Annotated in this window: 16 protein-coding genes; 10 read left to right on the plus strand and 6 right to left on the minus strand. The window is 56.4% G+C overall.

Annotation, left to right across the window (positions count from 1 at the left end; translation table 11 throughout):
- The first annotated feature begins 122 nt into the window (after positions 1-122).
- On the plus strand, positions 123-1,790 hold the full coding sequence (gene ettA / locus I6L58_RS09210) for an energy-dependent translational throttle protein EttA (protein ID WP_042319299.1): 1,668 nt from the start codon (positions 123-125) through the stop codon (positions 1,788-1,790).
- Positions 1,791-1,880: 90 nt separating this feature from the next.
- Here ettA and I6L58_RS09215 read toward each other — a convergent pair whose 3' ends face one another.
- From I6L58_RS09215 to serB, 4 genes are all read right to left on the minus strand, one after another.
- Positions 1,881-2,780, minus strand: a complete 900-nt coding sequence (locus tag I6L58_RS09215; protein WP_088208827.1) for a LysR family transcriptional regulator — start codon at positions 2,778-2,780, stop codon at positions 1,881-1,883.
- 253 nt (positions 2,781-3,033) lie between these two features.
- Positions 3,034-4,266 (minus strand): multifunctional transcriptional regulator/nicotinamide-nucleotide adenylyltransferase/ribosylnicotinamide kinase NadR, encoded by a 1,233-nt coding sequence (gene nadR, locus I6L58_RS09220; RefSeq protein ID WP_006174022.1) that lies wholly within the window; start codon positions 4,264-4,266, stop codon positions 3,034-3,036.
- A gap of 35 nt (positions 4,267-4,301) precedes the next feature.
- Entirely contained in the window at positions 4,302-5,687 is a 1,386-nt protein-coding gene (gene radA, locus I6L58_RS09225; protein WP_088208826.1) for a DNA repair protein RadA, read from the minus strand.
- A 75-nt stretch (positions 5,688-5,762) separates the two neighbouring features.
- Positions 5,763-6,731 (minus strand): phosphoserine phosphatase, encoded by a 969-nt coding sequence (gene serB, locus I6L58_RS09230; protein ID WP_088208825.1) that lies wholly within the window; start codon positions 6,729-6,731, stop codon positions 5,763-5,765.
- Between the two features lie 117 nt (positions 6,732-6,848).
- On the opposite strand from serB, the gene I6L58_RS09235 reads away from it, so the two are divergent.
- From I6L58_RS09235 to I6L58_RS09275, 9 genes are all read left to right on the plus strand, one after another.
- Positions 6,849-7,493, plus strand: coding sequence for a YtjB family periplasmic protein (locus tag I6L58_RS09235; protein ID WP_006174028.1), 645 nt, complete (start codon positions 6,849-6,851; stop codon positions 7,491-7,493).
- 39 nt (positions 7,494-7,532) lie between these two features.
- Positions 7,533-8,549 carry a lipoate--protein ligase LplA gene (gene lplA / locus I6L58_RS09240; protein ID WP_088208824.1) on the plus strand — a complete coding sequence of 339 codons (1,017 nt, stop codon included), beginning with the start codon at positions 7,533-7,535 and terminating at the stop codon, positions 8,547-8,549.
- 357 nt (positions 8,550-8,906) lie between these two features.
- Positions 8,907-9,593, plus strand: a complete 687-nt coding sequence (locus I6L58_RS09245) for a DUF1120 domain-containing protein (protein WP_088208823.1) — start codon at positions 8,907-8,909, stop codon at positions 9,591-9,593.
- 398 nt (positions 9,594-9,991) lie between these two features.
- Positions 9,992-10,678: a DUF1120 domain-containing protein gene (locus I6L58_RS09250; RefSeq protein ID WP_176399437.1), complete on the plus strand. Its 687-nt coding sequence runs from the start codon at positions 9,992-9,994 to the stop codon at positions 10,676-10,678.
- 262 nt (positions 10,679-10,940) lie between these two features.
- Entirely contained in the window at positions 10,941-11,651 is a 711-nt protein-coding gene (locus tag I6L58_RS09255) for a DUF1120 domain-containing protein (protein ID WP_058609633.1), read from the plus strand.
- Positions 11,652-11,889: 238 nt separating this feature from the next.
- Complete coding sequence (locus I6L58_RS09260; protein ID WP_006174041.1) at positions 11,890-12,606, plus strand: DUF1120 domain-containing protein; 717 nt, start codon at positions 11,890-11,892, stop codon at positions 12,604-12,606.
- Between the two features lie 71 nt (positions 12,607-12,677).
- On the plus strand, positions 12,678-13,367 hold the full coding sequence (locus tag I6L58_RS09265; RefSeq protein WP_088208822.1) for a fimbria/pilus chaperone family protein: 690 nt from the start codon (positions 12,678-12,680) through the stop codon (positions 13,365-13,367).
- 17 nt (positions 13,368-13,384) lie between these two features.
- Positions 13,385-15,808: a fimbrial biogenesis usher protein gene (locus tag I6L58_RS09270; protein ID WP_088208821.1), complete on the plus strand. Its 2,424-nt coding sequence runs from the start codon at positions 13,385-13,387 to the stop codon at positions 15,806-15,808.
- A gap of 130 nt (positions 15,809-15,938) precedes the next feature.
- Positions 15,939-16,643: a DUF1120 domain-containing protein gene (locus I6L58_RS09275; RefSeq protein ID WP_088208820.1), complete on the plus strand. Its 705-nt coding sequence runs from the start codon at positions 15,939-15,941 to the stop codon at positions 16,641-16,643.
- Between the two features lie 41 nt (positions 16,644-16,684).
- Here I6L58_RS09275 and deoD read toward each other — a convergent pair whose 3' ends face one another.
- Together deoD and deoB are read right to left on the minus strand one after the other, a co-directional pair.
- Complete coding sequence (gene deoD, locus I6L58_RS09280; protein ID WP_006174049.1) at positions 16,685-17,404, minus strand: purine-nucleoside phosphorylase; 720 nt, start codon at positions 17,402-17,404, stop codon at positions 16,685-16,687.
- A 130-nt stretch (positions 17,405-17,534) separates the two neighbouring features.
- Positions 17,535-18,758 carry a phosphopentomutase gene (gene deoB, locus I6L58_RS09285; RefSeq protein ID WP_088208819.1) on the minus strand — a complete coding sequence of 408 codons (1,224 nt, stop codon included), beginning with the start codon at positions 18,756-18,758 and terminating at the stop codon, positions 17,535-17,537.
- Positions 18,759-18,779: the final 21 nt, after the last annotated feature.

Here is an 18,779-nt window from a genome sequence, read left to right on the forward strand (position 1 = left end):
TTTTTTACCTTTCTTGCGCGTTTTAACACTCCCGACGTTCCTGGCTGGGATTAGGTCGTGAAAAAGGCTACACTTCGGGGCTGAAACCTATTCACATCACGATAAAAGAGGCGAAGTCCAACGTGGCTCAATTCGTTTATACCATGCATCGTGTCGGCAAAGTGGTTCCGCCGAAACGTCATATTCTTAAAAATATCTCGCTGAGCTTCTTCCCGGGCGCAAAAATCGGTGTTCTGGGTCTCAACGGTGCCGGTAAGTCCACCCTGCTGCGCATCATGGCCGGCATCGATACAGACATCGAAGGTGAAGCCCGTCCGCAGCCTGGCATCAAAATCGGCTATCTGCCGCAGGAACCTCAGCTCAACCCGGAACACACCGTCCGTGAATCCGTTGAAGAAGCGGTTTCCGAAGTGGTTAACGCGCTGAAAGGCCTGGATGAAGTGTATGCCAAATATGCCGAGCCGGATGCGGACTTTGACAAGCTGGCTGCTCAGCAGGGCAAGTACGAAGAGATCATTCAGGCGCACGACGGTCACAACCTGAACGTGCAGCTGGAGCGCGCGGCCGACGCCCTGCGTCTGCCAGACTGGGATGCAAAAGTGGAGAAGCTCTCCGGTGGTGAACGCCGCCGCGTGGCGCTGTGCCGCCTGCTGCTGGAAAAACCAGACATGCTGCTGCTCGACGAACCAACTAACCACCTGGATGCCGAATCCGTAGCGTGGCTGGAACGCTTCCTGCACGATTTCGAAGGCACCGTTGTGGCGATTACCCACGACCGTTACTTCCTCGACAACGTTGCGGGCTGGATCCTTGAGCTGGACCGTGGTGAAGGTATTCCGTGGGAAGGTAACTACTCCTCCTGGCTGGAGCAGAAAGATCAGCGTCTGGCGCAGGAAGCGTCTCAGGAAGCGGCGCGCCGTAAGTCTATCGAGAAAGAGCTGGAGTGGGTTCGTCAGGGCGCGAAAGGCCGTCAGTCTAAGGGTAAAGCCCGTCTGGCACGCTTTGAAGAGCTGAACAATACCGAATATCAGAAACGTAACGAAACCAACGAACTGTTTATTCCGCCTGGAGCACGTCTGGGGGATAAAGTGGTTGAAGTCAGCAACCTGCGTAAATCCTACGGCGACCGCGTGTTGATTGACGACCTGAGCTTCTCCGTACCGAAAGGCGCGATCGTCGGCATCATCGGTCCGAACGGCGCGGGTAAATCCACCCTGTTCCGCATGATGTCCGGTCAGGAACAGCCTGACAGCGGCTCCATCACCCTGGGTGAAACCGTGAAGCTGGCCTCCGTTGACCAGTTCCGTGACGCCATGGACAACAGCAAAACCGTGTGGGAAGAAGTCTCCGGCGGCCTGGATATCATGCGTATCGGCAACACCGAGATGCCAAGCCGCGCCTACGTTGGCCGCTTTAACTTCAAAGGCACCGACCAGGGCAAACGCGTGGGCGAACTGTCCGGCGGTGAGCGCGGTCGTCTGCATCTGGCGAAGCTGCTGCAGGTGGGCGGTAACGTGCTGCTGCTCGATGAACCAACCAACGACCTGGATATTGAAACCCTGCGCGCACTGGAAAACGCCCTGCTGGAGTTCCCGGGCTGTGCAATGGTTATCTCGCACGACCGCTGGTTCCTGGACCGTATCGCGACCCACATTCTGGATTACCAGGACGAGGGTAAAGTGGAGTTCTTTGAAGGTAACTTCACCGAGTACGAAGAGTACAAGAAACGCACGCTGGGCGCAGACGCGCTGGAGCCGAAGCGTATCAAGTACAAGCGTATAGCGAAATAAGTGCCGACAGCCGGGTGGCGGCTTCGCCTTACCCGGCCTCCAAACGGCACGATACCGAAGGCCGGGTAAGCGTCAGCGCACCCGGCTTTTTTAATTCCCCACGTAAAACCGCTTCACCTCATCAAACTGCATTGCAAAGTCGATATAGCTCATCAGCGCAGGCGAGTTCAATTTGCGGCTCGGATAGGCCAGCCACAGATCGTTCCCCTCGACGTTCCACTCCGGCAACACCTTTACCAGCGCCCCTGTCTCAATCTTATCTTCAAGCAGGAATGCGGGGAGCATGGTGATCCCGGCCCCGGCGACCGCGCACTCGCGGGCGTAGACCAGGTTATCCGTCATATGGGCGTTATCCGGCAGATAGCGGTAATCTTCACCCGCGCGTTGCAGCACCCATTCTGACCAGGCCCGGTGGGTAATGCAGCGATGGCCCACCAGCTGGCTGGGATGCGTGAGCGGTTCCCGGCGCGCCAGATAGCCAGGAGATGCCAGCATATAGCGCGGACAGTGTCCAATCATGCGGCCTATCAACGAGGAGTCCTGCGGTTTGCCGGTGCGTAGCGCCACGTCATAGCCGGACTCAACCAGGTCGAGCACGTCATCGGAAATCGACACATCGAGCGACACGTCGGGATAGCGAAGCTGAAACTCGGCATTCATGTGCGCCAGCAGCGTCGCGCCGATCCCGGCGGGACAGGTGATCCGCAGTCGCCCGCTGGGGTTATCCCGCAGGCGCTGAATGGCGTATTCCGCCCGTTCGCGCGCGGCCAGCATCTCGCGGCAGTGCACCAGATAATGCTCGCCCGCGAAGGTCAGGCTCAGCCTGCGGGTAGTACGGTTCAGCAGGCGGATCCCCACCTGCTGCTCAAGCTGGCTGATACGCTGGCTGACGCTGGATTTCGGCAGGTCGGCTTTGCGCGCCGCCGCGGTGAAGCTCCCCATCTCCGCCACCAGCGCAAACAGGGCCATATCCTGCAGCTGTTTAAACATGATTGTTCATCCTGTTCGAACGCTTCGTTCTTGATTGTCCATCTTATCACGCAGACGCGGGCTTAATAGGCTGGCCTCAACACAACGCATTCCACCGAGGCGCACAGGAAAGTGCTTGAGGGACATATGCGGAGGAGAGTAGTGGTGGCGTTTTGAGCACTCTGGTGCCCTCACCCTAACCCTCTCCCACGGGGAGAGGGGATTTTAAGTTCCCTCTCCCTTTGGGAGAGGGATGGGGTGAGGGGAAAGCAATCTACCCCTGCTCCCCCATCATCGCCTTTACCAGCTCCACGCAGCGCAGGAAACGCGAGTCGTAGTCCGCCTCTTCAACGTGAACATACTCCACATTATTCTCGTTGAGCATCTCCACCAGCATGGACTGGAACTCTTTTCTGTCCACGGAGCTGCCGAGGCTGCGCATCCCGTCGGCCACCCACGGGGTGTTGTTTTCCAGCAGGATCACCAGGTCGAAACGGTATTCGTCAATCAGCGCCTGCACGAACGGGTGCTCGCGCCCTTCGTACTTCTTACAAAACGCCTGGGTGGTAACAAAATCGGTATCGATAAACGCCACTTTGTTAGCGTATTTCACCGCAAAATCGATGTACTGCGCATGGCCGAGCGCGATTTTATCGTAGTCGGAATACTGTAGCGCCATCTCATCGCCGCCCAGATGCGAGAAGACGTAGTCGCGCCCGTACTCCCACGCGCTGGTAGTGTTAAAGATGTTCGCCAGCTTGTTGACCAGCGTCGATTTACCGCTCGACTCACCGCCGAGGATCGCCACCGTGCGCACAAAGAAGGGCTTCACTTCGGTCGGGATGTAATCCCAGTAGCGGGACGGGTTTTCGCGGATCTGCGCCCCGCTGATGTTCATAAAGGTACGCTTAGGGTCGATCAGCACCGTCTCGATACCCAGATGCTGGCGGAACTGCGGCGCATCGGACTCTTCAGAGGTGTAGATCCAGTTGGGGGTAATCCCCTTCTCGTCCATAAACGTCTTTACACCGTTGCTCCACACGTCCCAGCCGTGCGGGTACGGCTCCATGCCCTCTTCGTTAAAGGCATGAATACGAATGTTTTTTTGATATTTAAACGTCTGAAGCAGCCAGCGCAGGCGGTCTGATACCGTCGGCTGCTGCGACATGGCGCTGTCTTCAAACAGCTGACGGTCGCGGGTTTCGTCGTAGCCCATGATGATGTGCAGCTCATCAACCTGGCTACAGGCGCGCTGGATCAAATAGATATGCCCGGTATGCAACGGATAAAACTTACCGAACACCACGCCGATGTTCTTTTGCATACGCGGGAATTCCAGCCCCAGAAAGCGGTGCAGCGCTTCGAGCTTTTGCGCGCTGGGGCTTTTGATTTTGGCATTAAGCAGTTGGCTCAGATAGCCTTTGGTCATGCCGCTGGCGTCCGCCACCTGCTGCAGCGTACAGCCCTTCTGACGAATGGCGGTCTTGATATAGTCAAACGACGACATAAATTACGGTGCCTCCTGCAAAATCGAATACGTAATTATAAGTCGTCAAAGACGTTTAACGCATCCGCGAGTTTTTTCACGCCAAAGACCTGCATCCCTTCCGGGATCTTTTTCGGCACGTTGGCAGCCGGAACAATCGCCCGGCGGAAGCCGTGTTTCGCCGCCTCGGAGATACGCTCCTGGCCGCTCGGTACCGGGCGGATTTCACCGGCCAGCCCCACTTCGCCAAACACCACCAGATCCTGCGGAAGCGGTCTGTCGCGCAGGCTGGAGACCATCGCCAGCAGCAGCGCCAGGTCAGCACTGGTTTCCGTCACCTTGACGCCGCCCACCACATTGACGAACACGTCCTGGTCCGCCATCTGCAGGCCGCCGTGACGGTGCAATACCGCCAGCAGGATCGCCAGGCGGTTCTGCTCCAGACCAACTGCCACGCGCCTTGGGTTGCCCATCATCGAGACATCGACCAGCGCCTGAATTTCGACGAGCAGCGGACGCGTTCCTTCCCACAGCACCATCACCGAGCTGCCGGAGGTGATTTCATCTCCCCGGCTCAGGAAAATGGCGGAGGGGTTGCTCACTTCGCGCAGCCCCTGCTCGGTCATGGCAAACACGCCCAGCTCGTTCACCGCGCCGAAACGGTTTTTGTGGCTGCGCAGGGTGCGAAAGCGTGAGTCCGCATCGCCATCGAGCATCACGGAGCAGTCGATACAGTGTTCAAGCACTTTCGGCCCGGCCAGCGAGCCGTCTTTAGTGACGTGGCCGACCATCACAATCGCCACGCCGCGCGTTTTGGCAAAGCGCGTCAGGTAGGCCGCCGTTTCGCGGACCTGCGCCACGCTGCCCGGCGAAGACTGGATGTCCGCCATGTGCATCACCTGGATGGAGTCGATGACCATCAGCTTCGGCTGCTCTTCTTCAGCGATCATGCAGATCTGCTCGATGCTGGTTTCCGAGAGCATATTCAGGTTACCGGTCGGCAGGCCGAGACGGTGGGCGCGCATCGCGACCTGCTGCAGGGACTCTTCCCCCGTGACGTACAGGGTTTTCATCTGCTCGGCGAGCCGGCAGAGCGTTTGCAGCAGCAGGGTTGATTTCCCCGCTCCCGGGTTACCGCCGATGAGGATGGCGCTGCCGGGAACCACGCCGCCGCCGAGCACGCGGTCGAACTCTTTGAATCCGGTGGAGAAGCGCGGCAGCTCTGCAAGGCTGATGTCCGAAAGCTTTTGCACTTTCGCGACACCGGCATTCCCCGCATAGCCGCTCAGGCGTTCGTTGCGGGCCACGCTCGGCGAAGCCGCCACACCACGCACTTCGGTGATGGTGTTCCAGGCATGACAGGCGCTGCACTGCCCCTGCCAGCGCGGATAGTCCGCACCACATTCATTACAGACAAATGCGCGTTTAGGAGCTTTCGCCACGGTTTACCTCTTTATTTCTGTGCGGGCTGCGTGCCGGGTGGCGCTGACGCATACCCGGCCTGGAAAAGCAGACCGTTATTTCTGATTAATGCTGCCGGAGAGGATGCAGAACACCCCCATCAGGTCAGCGTGACGGATGGTCACTTCCGTCTTTTCATTCACTTTGGGCTTCGCGTGGTAGGCAATGCCGAGGCCCGCCGCTTTGATCATCGGCAGGTCGTTGGCACCGTCGCCAATAGCCACGGTTTGCGCCACAGGGATTTCATATTTTTCCGCCAGACGCGTTAACGTATTGGCTTTGTACTGCGCATCCACGATGTCGCCCGTCACCTGCCCCGTCAGCTTACCGTCGACGATCTCCAGCTCGTTCGCCACCACGGTGGTCAAACGCAGCTTATCGCGCAGGTAATCCGCGAAGAAGGTGAACCCTCCCGAGGCGATAGCCACTTTCCAGCCCAGCGTCTCCAGCTTCAGCACCAGCTGTGTTAATCCTGGCATCAAAGGCAGCTCGTCGCGTACCTGGCGCAGAATGGTCGCATCGGCCCCTTTCAGGGTAGCGACGCGCTGTCTCAGGCTGGCGGTAAAGTCCAGCTCGCCGCGCATCGCCCGCTCGGTGACTTCCGCCACCAGCTCGCCGCTGCCCGCCAGCTTCGCGATTTCGTCGATGCACTCGATCTGGATCGCCGTGGAGTCCATATCCATCACCAGCAGGCCTGGCGTTTTCAGATGCGGAATTTTGCCCAGCGGGGCGACGTCCAGCCCGGCATCGTGTGCCAGGCGCGTTGCGCGCTGCGTCAGGGAGCCTGCCAGGCGAATGACCTGATAATCTTCCACGCACCAGGCCGCCACGATCACCATCGCTGCGCCCAGGGTCGATTGATATTGGGTAAGGCGTTGCTTATCCAGGCCGCGTCCGTACAGCAGCCAGCCGCTACGACCGGCGTGATAATCGAGAGGCATTACCTCATCGCCACTTAAAGAGAGCGGCAATCCTGGCCATAAAGAGACATCCATCGGCAGGTCGCACCAGGTAATATTCGGCATTAAAGCTCCTGTAAATTCGTTCTCGCCGGAAGGTTCCCGAGGGAAAATAACGCATGAGGCTACCTTGTAACCATCACTTCTGGCAACATTAAGCCGTAAATTTTCAGCAGGTGGAATATGGCTCGCGCAAAACTGAAATTCCGGCTTCATCGTGCCGTGATTGTCCTGTCCTGTCTCGCATTATTAGTCGCGCTGATGCAAGGGGCATCGTGGTTCAGCCAGAATCACCAGCGGCAACGTAACCCGCAGTTTGAAGAACTGGCGCGCACCTTAGCCCGCCAGGTCACGCTGAACGTCGCGCCGGCCATGCGGACCGAAACGCCTGACGAGAAGCGGATAGGTCAGGTGTTACGCCAGTTGACGGAGAACAGCCGCATTCTTGATGCCGGTGTGTATGACGAACAAGGCGACCTGATCGCCCGCGCCGGAGAGCACGTCGACGTGCGCGACAGGCTGGCGCTGGACGGCAAAAAAGCCGGGGGCTATTTCAACCAGCAGATCGTTGAACCCATTCAGGGGAAGAATGGTCCGCTGGGGTATTTGCGCCTGACGCTGGATACCCACACCCTGCCAACAGAAGCCAAACAGGTGGATAACACCACCAATATTCTGCGCCTGATGCTGCTGCTTTCCCTCGCCATCGGCGTTGTGCTGGCACGTACCCTGCTGCAGGGCAAACGCACCCGCTGGCAACAGTCGCCTTTCCTGCTGACCGCCAGCAAGTCCATTCCCGAAGAGGAAGAGAGCGAGAAGAAGGATTAGTGATAAAGTAGGCGGATGATTCGGAAAAGGAACTCTGCTATGACGACGCTTCGCCTGCTCATCTCTGATTCGTACGATCCCTGGTTTAATCTCGCGGTGGAAGAGTGCATCTTCCGCCAGATGCCCGCCACCCAGCGCGTGCTGTTTCTCTGGCGTAACGCCGATACGGTGGTCATTGGCCGCGCGCAGAACCCATGGAAAGAGTGCAACACGCGGCGGATGGAAGACGATAACGTTCGTCTCGCAAGGCGCAGCTCGGGCGGTGGTGCGGTGTTCCACGATCTCGGCAACACCTGCTTCACCTTTATGGCGGGCAAGCCGGAATATGATAAAAGCATCTCCACATCCATTGTCCTTAACGCCCTAAACGCGCTCGGCGTGACGGCGGAAGCCTCCGGCCGTAACGATCTGGTGGTGAAGACCCCCGAGGGCGATCGCAAAGTCTCCGGATCCGCCTATCGTGAAACCATGGATCGCGGGTTCCATCACGGCACGCTGCTGCTCAACGCCGACCTGAGCCGTCTGGCCAACTACCTCAACCCCGACAAGAAAAAACTGCAGGCGAAGGGCATTACCTCCGTGCGTGGCCGCGTGGCGAACCTCGTGGAACTGCTGCCGGGCATCACCCATGAACAGATCTGCGACGCCATCCGCGAGGCCTTCTTTACGCATTACGGCGAGCGCGTGGAGGCAGAAGTCATTTCACCGGACAAAACGCCCGACCTGCCGAACTTCGCCGAAACCTTTGCCCGCCAGAGCAGCTGGGAGTGGAACTTCGGCCAGGCACCGGCGTTTTCACACCTGCTGGACGAGCGCTTTACGTGGGGCGGCGTGGAGCTGCACTTTGACGTGGAAAAGGGGCATATCACCCGTACCCAGGTCTTCACCGATAGCCTGAATCCTGCCCCGCTGGAAGCGCTGGCAGCGCGATTGCAGGGCTGCCTGTACCGCGCCGATATGCTCCAGCAGGCGTGCGATGCCCTGCTTGCGGACTTTCCGCAGCAGGAGACCGAGCTTCGCGAGCTTTCTGCCTGGCTGGCGCACGCGGTACGTTAATCCTCTCGCCCTGAAGCACGCGCTTCAGGGCTGGCTTTCCCGTTGAACGACGGTGTTTTTATTCAGGATAAATATAAACAGATATGACAAATTATAAGCATAGGTATTTTATGCAGGAGAAAATGGCGACATTAATAACCTTGACGAATACGTAAATCTTACACCACCGGCATTTATCCCAGAAAAATCGAAAAGCATTCATCCCTAAAATTCATTAAGATTCAATTAACCCGTCCCTAAAAAAATCTAAATACCTCAATAAAATATCCATCATAAAATGTTATCAGTAATCAGGATGATATTGCTGAACATATTGATTACAGGACTCTTTTTAATTTTCTTCGTTAAGGAACAACAATGAAAAAGCTTCTCGTGGCGACGGCCATTTCACTGGCCATGTCCGTTACCGCTGCGCACGCGGTTGATACCGCTGTGCTCAAGGTCCAGGGCAAGCTGACTAACGCTTCCTGCACCCCAACCCTGAGCAATGGCGGGATCGTTGACTATGGCACGATCCGTCTTGGTGAACTGAACGCTACCGCAACCAACCAGTTGGGTGAGCGCGATTCTTCTCTGACCATCACCTGCTCCTCGCCAACCAAAGTAGGCTGGAGCATCACGGACGATCGCACCGACTCCGTGTCGCCAAACGTCAACGTTAAAGTGCTCGGCGATTATAGCTATCCGACCGACGGTTCAGCGATGGGCCTGGGCAAAACAGCAGGTGGCGTCGCCATTGGTAACTGGGCGCTTTACGTTGTGGCGGCAAACGTGACAGCGGATAGTGAGCACGCTATTCCCGTTAAGAAGTCGGACCAACAGCCTGCCTGGACAAATGCAACATCCCTTCCCGTGTTAAATGCAGCTAAGCATACGATGATGTCTGTTATATCAGATGATGCGACTAACCCGAACCCTATGGCCTTCACTCAGGTCGTCTACCCTCTTAAAACGTCAGTAGCCATCGATAAAACCGCCCGACTGGGTATTACCGATGATACCCAGCTTGACGGCCAGGCAACCATTACCCTGACCTACCTGTAAGTCATTTCTGACATCGCTGTTCTGACGTAACCCAGCCCACTGGAAGTGCTGGCAGCCCGATTGCAGGGCTGCCATTCCCGCTAAGTGAGGGTGTTTTTATTCAGGGCAAATATAAACAGATATGACAAATTATAAGCATTGATATTTTACGCAGGAGAATATGGCGACATTAATAACCTTGACGAATACATAAATCTTACACCACCGGCATTTATCCCAGAAAAATCGAAAAGTATTGATTCCTAAAATTCATTAAGATTCAATTAACCCGCCCCTAAAAAAATCTAAATACCTAAATAAATTATCCATAATAAAATATTATCAGTAATCGGGATGATTTTGCTGGACATATTGATTACAGGACTCTTTTTACTTTTCTTCTTCGTTAAGGAACAACAATGAAAAAGCTTCTCGTGGCGACGGCCATTTCCATGGCAATGTCCGTTACCGCTGCGCACGCAGCTGACACCGCGGTGCTTAAGGTCCAGGGCAAGCTGACCAACGCCTCCTGCACACCAACCCTGAGCAATGGCGGGATCGTTGACTATGGCACGATCCGTCTTGGTGAACTGAGCGCTACCTCGACCAACCAGCTGGGTGAGCGCGATGCCTCCCTGACCATCACCTGCTCCTCGCCAACCAAAATAGGTTGGGGAATCACGGACGATCGCATCGACTCCGTGTCGTCAGAAGTTAACGTTAAAGTGCTCGGCGACTGGAGCTATCCGACCGACGGTACGGCGATGGGTCTGGGCAAGACAGCAGGTGGCGTAGCTATTGGTAACTGGGCGCTTTATGTTGTGGCGGCAAACGTGACAGCGGATGGCGAGCACGCTATTCCCGTTAAGTGGTCGGACCAGCAGCCATCCTGGCAAAATGCAACACTGCTTCCTATCTTAAATGGCAAGCAGCATACGGTGATGTCTGTTATTTCGGATGATGCGTCTACCCCGAACCCTATGGCCTTTACTCAGGCTGTTTATCCTCTTAAAACGTCATTAGCTATCGATAACACCACCCGACTGGCGATTACCGATGACACCCAGCTTGACGGCCAGGCGACCATTACCCTGAAATACCTGTAAGTCATTTCAGACTTAGCATCACTGTTCTAATTTCACCGGCGATCTCTGTATCGCCGGTTTTTTATTTCCTCTCCACCACGCAATCAATGTAAATACATTCAAGATTGTATTTACAGTCATTAAAAATACTCAAACAACAGGTTAGAATTCTTAAATATCTATATTACTGTAACCGTTAATAAAATCTTCCCGCTTGTTAAGCAAGTCGTTAAATATTCATACAATTTAAAACACTTCTTCTTTTTTTGGTTAAGGAAAAACAATGAAAAAGCTTCTTCTCGCCGCCTTGATTGCTGCTACCTCCACGGCTGCGCTGGCAGACGCCTCCGTTGTCATGAAGGTGAAGGGCAAAATGAATCACGCCTCCTGCACGCCAGAACTGAGCAACGGTGGCTCAATCGACTTCGGCACCATTGCGCTGGACCAGCTGTCACCTAACGTGGTGAACCAGATGGGCCAGAAAGACATGTCGCTGACCATCAACTGCCCGGCTGCGACCCGCGTGGCGTGGAGTATTGCGGATAACAAAGAAGATTCAAACGCCGCGAACGATCTGACCTCCAGCCAGTTCTATATCCGCGATGGCGCAGACAACGGCAACGACGTCTGGGGCGCGGGCACCACCTACGGCGTGGGCTTTACGTCAGTGGGTGAAAAAATTGGTGCATATGCGATTGCGACCCGCGTTAACGATATTACCGCCAACGGCGTACCGGCTCAGGCGATCTATGCCCCGGCATTTACCAACAGCAAAGGGGAATACATGTGGCGTAACCTGACGACAGGTCTTATCGCCAACGGTAACGCGGAAATTATGACCGCAACCTCACCGGGCAAAACCACGCCGCTGGCCATTACTAACGTCGTCTTCCCGTTCAAGGTTTCTCTGGCCGTTGTGAATACCGATCGCCTGACCACCACGGAAGAAACACAGCTCAGCGGTGAAACAACAATTACTCTGGTTTATCTGTAATAGCTTTACTTATTCAGCGGCGAATTACCTCGCCGCTATTTCCTCAAATAACGCTTCCTGACGTCGGATTAATATTGAATCTTACTCAATAGTGACGTTAGAAATTCTAAGTATTGAATGAGTCGAATCATTAATAGAATCGGCGAGCTTTTAGACAAACGCGATGTAATAAGCAAGTCATTTAGCACCCAAAATTATTCTTATTGAATGTGTACATTTCTAAGGTTAAGGAAAAACAATGAAAAAAGTGCTTCTCGCCACGGTATTAACCATGGCAGCAACGGCTGTTTGCGCTGAACCTACCGCTACCCTGAAAATTCAGGGCTCGCTGACCACCGCAGGCTGCGTGCCGGAATTAAGCAACGGCGGCCTGGCTAACTTTGGTGAAATTGGTCTGGACTCACTGACCTCCGCCGTGCCTTACCAGGCGGGCCATAAGGACGTGACGCTGTCCATCAAATGCCAGTCTGCCACCCGTGTGGGCTGGACCTTCCACGATGACCGCGCTGACACCAACGCGGGTAAAACACTCTCCTCCACCGAGTTTTACGTTGACAATGCGGGCAATGACGGCACCAGAGCGTCCGGCGCCTATCAGCTGAACGGCGTGGGTAAAACCAGCGCCGGCCAGAACATCGGCGGCTACGCTGTTTCCACCAACCTGAGCGCGGTCACCGCAGACGGCGCAGCCGTTCAGCCTATTGCCAGCACCATGTACAACGGCGGCACCATCAGCAGCAGAAGCTGGATCAACATGTGGAACACCGGTTACATCATGAATGACGGCACCGACGTGATGACCGTGTCCAAAACCGGCCAGCGTGCGCCGCTGGCGTTCACTACGGCGACCTTCCCGCTGAAGATCGCCCTCGCCATTGCGCCAAGCAAAAACCTGACCCTGACCGATAAAACCGAGCTGGACGGCCAGTCCACCATCACCCTGGTTTATCTGTAAGCCTTAACGCGTTTAACACTCCCCATGCTGATGGGGAGTGTTTTGTCTCCCTCTCACGAAGCCGAAACACCATGTACACACTCCTGAAATACGCGCCGTTATTACTCGCTTTGCCCTCCACCCTGTTTGCAGCCGGCATGGTGCCGGAAACCACGCTCCTGATGATTGACGAAGCCAACCACGGCGGCGTGATGAACGTCAAAAACACCGACAAAATCCCTACCCTGCTCTACACCTCAATTCGGGACATTGGAGGCAATGACGGGGTGAAGCTTAACGTCACCCAGCCCGTTGTCCGCCTTGAACCCGGCCAGGAACAGCAGGTGCGTTTTATTCTCGAATCGGATAAACCGCTTACCGTCGAACACTACAAACGCGTGGTATTTGAAGGTATTCCGCCGAAAAGCAGCGACAAGAACATCACCGTCGGGATCAACCTGCGCCAGGATCTGCCGGTCTTGATCCACCCTAAAAATCTCCCGGTTGTCACCGACGCCTGGAAGCTGCTGACCTGGTCCGTTAAGTCGAACGTGCTTCAGGTGCAGAACAGCTCGCCTTACGTGGTGCGTTTCTCCACGGCCGTGACGCTGCTGCCGTCTAACACCGCCTGCACGCTGAATAAGACCTTTATTTTGCCGGGCGAAACCATGAAGGTGGAGACCAACGCGCCGCTGAACGGTAGCGATAACGCAGTGCAGATCGAGCCTGCCAGCCGCTACGGTATTGAAGTCGAAAGCTATACTGCCCCTGTAACGCGCTAAAGGGTGGAGACCGTCTGGTGAGTGATCTCCCTTTGCGTAAGTATGCCTTTGGCCCCGCCGCCATTGCGGCGGCCGTGTTGCTGCCTCCCTGCACCGCGGGCGCAGCCGACCTGGATTTCAATACCGATATTCTGGCGACGCGAGGGATCAGCACCAACCTCGCGCACTATTTTTCCGGGGCACAGCGTTATCTGCCCGGTCAACATGCGGTACAGGTCAGGATCAACGGCGTGGACAAAGGCACGCTCGCCGTACGTATTGGCGAAGAGGGCCAGCTTTGCGTGGATGATGATTTCACGCGCGCCGCGGGATTACTTCCCCTGAATATCTTAGAAAAAGAGACCTGCCACGAACTGGTGCAGGACTACCCCACGGCGACCGTCACCCCGTTGCCTAACAAAGAGTCGTTAGAGATTTTCGTCCCTGCCGAGGCGATGGATAACGGGTTCTACGCCGCAAAATATTACGAACACGGCGGCGTGGCGGGGCTCATCAACTACAACGCGTTCAGCAACTACAACGAGTTTGGCGGCAGCGGCAGCAGCACGTTTTCCCAGGGCAATATCGGCACCGGGCTCAACGTGGCGAACTGGACGGTGCGCAGCAGCACGATCCTGACGGACGATAACGGCACCCGCAGCGTAGAAAATCTCTACACCTACGCCGAGCACGTTTTTGAAGAACGTAAGCTTCGCGCACAGGTGGGTCAGATCAACGCCACCTCGTCACTGTTCAGCGGCGCACAAATTAACGGCATCCAGCTCCTGCCGGAAACGGGTTTGCAGCCCAATATTCCGGCGACCACCATCACGGGCATCGCCCACAGCAACCAGGCGCGCGTGGAGGTGAGGCAGGCCGGGCAGGTAATCTACTCCACGCTGGTCAACGCCGGGCCGTTCACCTTGCCCGACGTGCCGGTGGTGCGCGGCAACGTCGACCTCGACATCAGCGTGGTGGAAACCGATGGCTCCACCACCCGCTTCACGGTGCCCTCCTCGTCGCTCAATATCAGCGGCACGACGCGCGCCGAGGGGCTGAGCTTCTCCGTCGGGCAAGTACGTGACGGGGGCGACGATAACGGTTCGCCGTGGGTGATGAATATCTCCAACGGCACGCGCCTGGCAGAAGACTTAACGGGCGTGACGGCGGGCGTACTTGCCGAAAAATATCAGGCAGCCGGCGCGCAGCTTGAGTGGGCGGTTAACGAAAAGTGGATGATCACCCCGAGCGTTATGGTCAGCGCCGCGCGCTTTCACGCGGAACAAAATGGCACCAAAGCCGAGCTGCAAAATACGCTGATGCTGCCGGGTCAGCTCACGCTGGGCCTTACCGCCTCGGGCTACAGCGCCGGTTTTCGGGAAATGACCGAAGCGATGGACGACGAATCCGAGGGCTACCAGAACGCGTGGAACGCCAGCCTCAACTGGAACAATGCGCTGCTCGGGACGTTCTCACTGCAGTACAGCGAAAACGCCGGGGATAAAGAAAGCGGCGACTCCCGCTATCTGATGGCCGCCTGGGGAAAAACGCTCGGCCATGCTTCCGTCTCCGTTAACTGGCAGCACGCCATGAGCAGCGGCAGCAACAGTTCCGAGGGCAGCGGCCAAAATGATGACGATCTGTTTTACGTCAACCTGGCGGTGCCGTTCGGCACGGAGCGTATCAGCACCTACATGCGCAGCCAGGGTAATAAACAGAATTTTGGCCTGCAGGACAGCGGTTCATTCGGGCAAAACCTCAACTACAACCTCTCTGCCGATCGCGACAATCAGGATAAGAGCAACGCCTTTGACGGCAACCTGAACGCCAACCTGCACTATACCCAGCTTGGCCTGGCGGCAGGGATGGACGACGGGGATCGGCGCAACTACAGCGCCTCGCTGATGGGCGGCATTGCGCTGCACCGCCACGGGGTCACCTTCTCGCCTTATCCCGTTAAGGAAACCTTTGGCATTGCCCGTCTGAGCGAACCGGAAAGCGGCATTGAGCTGAGCACGCCGGACGGCACCGTCTGGACCGATCGCTGGGGCCAGGCCGTGGTGCCGGGCCTGCGCGAGTGGCAAAAATCCCAGATCGTCATCAACGCCAACTCCCTCCCTCAGGGGATGGATTTATCCAACGGCATACAGACCCTCTCCGCCGCCTACGGCTCGTTTTCGCAGGTCGACTTCCGCGTTCTGCAAACCCGTCGCGTCATGCTTGACGTGAAAAAGCCGAACGGCGAATGGCTGACCCGGGGGCTCAGCGTGGTGGATAAAGACAGTAACTATATTGTCAGCGTAATGGATAACGGCAGCGTATTTATTCCCGATGCGACAGATTCACCAGAGTTATTCGTGGTGGACGACAGCAGGGTGAGGATCTGCCAGATCCACTACGCGCTGAGTGAAGAAAAAAACAAAGAAGCCTATTACGAAAAAGCGCAGGGAGTGTGCAAGTGAACCTGCCGCAACGCGCATTCACGCGTCAGCTTAACGCTGGCGTGAATAATCAGAAAAAAAACGACCGTGAACATTCAAGGGGCGTACTCCGGACAATGTCACCACTTTATCTCTATGTTAAGGAAAAACCATGAAAAAAAGCGTACTTGTCGTCGCACTGGCGCTGGCATCGGCCAGCGCCTTTGCGGGCGATACCGCGGTGCTGAAAGTGAAAGCCTCTCTTTCAAGCAACTCCTGCACGCCGGAGCTGAGCAATAACGGCATCGTTGATTTTGGCGCGGTGCAGGTGGGCGATCTTTCGCAATCCGAAAGCACGCAGCTGGGTGAGAAGGGTCTGACGCTGACCATCACCTGCCCTACGCCAACCAAAGTGGGCTGGAGCATTGCAGATAACCGTACGGATTCCAACGCCAGCACCGGCAGCAATTCAAACCTTAAAGTGATGAATGCCACCGATAACGGCGCGGCACTGCGCGGCTCCGCGTCAACCTTCGGGCTGGGTAAAACGCACGACGGCAAGAATATTGGCGCGTACTCCATCTATGCCAGCACTGGCGAGGTCACGGCGAACGGCGGAAACGTTGAGCCGATTCGCACCGCGCTGGCGGCGGGCAACGGCGTGACCCGCTGGCAGAAAGCCACGGGCGGCACGCTGGCGAATAAAGACATGAGCCTGATGAGCGTGGCACCCGCCGGTAAAACCGATCCGATGGCCGTGACGCGCGTCTCTTTCCCGCTGAACGTCTCGCTTGCGGTAGAAAGTCTGAAGAAGCTGGCGCTGACGGAAGCGACGGAGTTTGATGGTCAGGCGACCATTAGCGTGGTGTATCTGTAAGAAAACGATGCCGGGCAGCGAAGGCCGCCCGGCAGACAACATTACTCTTTATCGCCCAGCAGAACGGATTCCAGCGCGATTTTGATCATGTCGTTGAAGGTGGTCTGACGCTCCGCGGCAGTGGTCTGCTCGTGGGTGCGGATGTGGTCGGACACGGTGCAGATGGTCAGCGCTTTCGCACCAAACTCAGCCGCGACGCCGTAAATGCCCGCTGCTTCCATTTCCACGCCCAGAATGCCGTACTTCTCCATCACGTCGAACATTTCGCCGTCCGGAGAGTAGAACAGGTCAGCAGAGAAGATGTTGCCCACGCGCGCATCCACGCCCAGGTTTTTCGCCGCGTCTACCGCGTTGCGCACCATGTCGAAGTCAGCGATGGCGGCAAAGTCGTGATCCTTAAAGCGAATACGGTTCACTTTAGAATCGGTGCAGGCCCCCATACCAATCACGATATCGCGCAGTTTAACGTCCATGCGCACCGCGCCGCAGGACCCCACGCGGATGATTTTCTTCACGCCGAAATCGGTGATCAGCTCTTTGGTGTAGATGGAGCAGGATGGGATACCCATGCCGTGACCCATCACGGAAATTTTGCGGCCCTTGTAGGTACCGGTGAAGCCCAGCATGCCGCGAACGTTGTTCACTTCACGCACGTCTTCGAGGAAGGTTTCTGCAATGTGCTTAGCGCGCAGCGGGTCGCCCGGCATCAACACGACGTCAGCGAAATCACCCATTTCTGCATTAATGTGAGGAGTTGCCATCTTTCAGTTCCTTTTACATTGTTGTTTTGGCCGGGTGGCGGCTGCGCCTTACCCGGCCTACATTCTGGTGTTCTCCCTCTCCCGATGGGAGAGGGCCGGGGTGAGGGCATCAGGCCGCACCCCAGTCACATCAGAACATGGCCTTGCCATATTCCATGTCGGACGTACCAAAGTATTTCGCGATGGTCTGGCCGATATCCGCAAAGGTTTCACGGTGACCCAGCGAGCCTGGTTTCACTTTCGGGCCGTACACCAGCACCGGAATGTGCTCGCGGGTGTGGTCGGTACCGGTCCAGGTTGGGTCGCAGCCGTGGTCCGCGGTCAGGATCAGAATGTCATCTTCACCCACCAGCTCCATCAGCTCCGGCAGACGGCGGTCGAACAGCTCCAGGCCGGCAGCGTAGCCCGCCACGTCGCGGCGGTGGCCCCAGGAGGAGTCGAAGTCCACGAAGTTGGTAAAGACGATCGTCTTATCGCCCGCCTCTTTCATCTCTTTGATGGTGGCGTCAAACAGCGCGTCCAGACCGGTGGCTTTCACTTTTTTAGTGATACCGCAGTTCGCGTAGATATCTGCGATTTTACCAACGGAAACCACCTTGCCGTCTTTCTCGTCGACCAGTTTTTGCAGCACGGTGGGTGCCGGTGGCTCAACGGCCAGATCGTGACGGTTGCCGGTACGCTGGAAGTTACCCGCTTTGTCGCCGATAAACGGACGCGCGATCACGCGGCCAATGTTGTAGCCGCCTTCGGTCAGCTCTTCACGCGCGATTTCGCACAGCTCGTAAAGTTTATCCAGGCCAAACGTCTCTTCGTGGCAGGCAATCTGGAACACGGAGTCAGCGGAGGTATAGAAAATCGGTTTGCCGGTTTTCATGTGCTCTTCGCCAAGCTGGTCCAGGATCACGGTACCGGAAGAGTGGCAGTTGCCGAGATAGCCCGGCAGGTTGGCACGCTTAACCAACGTGTCCAGCAGCTCCTGCGGGAAGCTGTTTTCGTGATCGGAGAAATAGCCCCAGTCGAACAGAACCGGCACACCGGCAATTTCCCAGTGGCCTGACGGGGTATCTTTACCGGAAGAGAGCTCGTGCGCCCAGGCATAAGCGCCCACCACTTCCGCATTACCGTCCATACCGGCTGCGATCTTACCGGTAGAACCTTCATGCGCTTTTACCAGACCCAGACGGGTCAGGTTTGGCAGAGTCAGAGGGCCTTTACGACCGTTGTCCGCTTCGCCTTTGGCGCAGGCTTCCGCGATGTGACCCATGGTATCGGAACCCACGTCACCAAATCGTTCTGCATCTTCGGTTGCGCCGATGCCGAATGAGTCCAGCACCATAATAAATGCACGTTTCATAATTGTTCTCCGTACGTAGTG

Origin of the sequence: Enterobacter cancerogenus, from assembly GCF_019047785.1 — a bacterium.
Taxonomy (GTDB): domain Bacteria; phylum Pseudomonadota; class Gammaproteobacteria; order Enterobacterales; family Enterobacteriaceae; genus Enterobacter; species Enterobacter cancerogenus.

Coding starts and splice junctions, on each gene's coding strand:
- I6L58_RS09235 (WP_006174028.1), top strand. CDS start 6,849: ATGGCTCGCGCAAAACTGAAATTCCGGCTTCATCGTGCCGTGATTGTC.
- I6L58_RS09245 (WP_088208823.1), top strand. CDS start 8,907: ATGAAAAAGCTTCTCGTGGCGACGGCCATTTCACTGGCCATGTCCGTT.
- deoD (WP_006174049.1), bottom strand. CDS start 17,404: ATGGCAACTCCTCACATTAATGCAGAAATGGGTGATTTCGCTGACGTC.
- I6L58_RS09250 (WP_176399437.1), top strand. CDS start 9,992: ATGAAAAAGCTTCTCGTGGCGACGGCCATTTCCATGGCAATGTCCGTT.
- I6L58_RS09260 (WP_006174041.1), top strand. CDS start 11,890: ATGAAAAAAGTGCTTCTCGCCACGGTATTAACCATGGCAGCAACGGCT.
- serB (WP_088208825.1), bottom strand. CDS start 6,731: ATGCCGAATATTACCTGGTGCGACCTGCCGATGGATGTCTCTTTATGG.
- lplA (WP_088208824.1), top strand. CDS start 7,533: ATGACGACGCTTCGCCTGCTCATCTCTGATTCGTACGATCCCTGGTTT.
- I6L58_RS09275 (WP_088208820.1), top strand. CDS start 15,939: ATGAAAAAAAGCGTACTTGTCGTCGCACTGGCGCTGGCATCGGCCAGC.
- nadR (WP_006174022.1), bottom strand. CDS start 4,266: ATGTCGTCGTTTGACTATATCAAGACCGCCATTCGTCAGAAGGGCTGT.
- I6L58_RS09215 (WP_088208827.1), bottom strand. CDS start 2,780: ATGTTTAAACAGCTGCAGGATATGGCCCTGTTTGCGCTGGTGGCGGAG.
- I6L58_RS09255 (WP_058609633.1), top strand. CDS start 10,941: ATGAAAAAGCTTCTTCTCGCCGCCTTGATTGCTGCTACCTCCACGGCT.
- deoB (WP_088208819.1), bottom strand. CDS start 18,758: ATGAAACGTGCATTTATTATGGTGCTGGACTCATTCGGCATCGGCGCA.
- I6L58_RS09265 (WP_088208822.1), top strand. CDS start 12,678: ATGTACACACTCCTGAAATACGCGCCGTTATTACTCGCTTTGCCCTCC.